Annotated in this window: 1 protein-coding gene; it reads left to right on the top strand. The window is 51.5% G+C overall.

The window, feature by feature from the left end; all coding sequences use genetic code 11:
* Window positions 1–559 (top strand): LysR substrate-binding domain-containing protein (locus R7E78_RS29240; RefSeq protein WP_318059035.1); only part of this gene is annotated, 559 nt, incomplete at both ends.

The raw sequence follows: 559 nt of genomic DNA, 5'->3' as shown, positions 1-559 counted from the left end.
GCTTCACAAAGTTCCTTCGGCGATCAGCTATGGCGTGCGACAGGTAGAGCAGGATTTGGACGTCGTGCTATTTCGCCGCTTACCAAGAAAAGTTGAATTAACACCAGCGGGTGAGCTATTCATGGCTGAAGCTCGCTCGTTACTGCGTCAGATGGAAGAGGTGAAAGCACAAACTCGTCGAGCTGCGCACGGCTGGAAAACAACGCTGAAACTGACGCTGGATAACGTAGTGAAGCTCGAAAAGCTCAAGCCGCTAGTGGAAGATTTTTATCGAGAGTTTGAATTTGCGGAACTGCAAATCAACATGGAAGTCTTTAACGGCTCTTGGGAGGCGATCGCTCAAGGTCGTGCCGACATCGTAGTCGGAGCCACGTCAGCAGTTCCGGTCGGCGGGGATTTCGAAGTGAAAGACATGGGTGTGTTGGATTGGGCGTTTGTCATGTCGCCTGCTCATCCTTGTGTACGTCAGCAGGTTCTCACCGAAGAGTTTGTTAGCCAGTTTCCCGCGATTTGTCTGGATGACACATCGAACGTACTGCCAAAACGGCACACAGGTCAC

This window comes from Vibrio sp. YT-19(2023), assembly GCF_033337395.1.
Note: the sequence above shows the minus strand (reverse complement) of the source record. Positions and strands in the feature narration are given on the sequence as shown.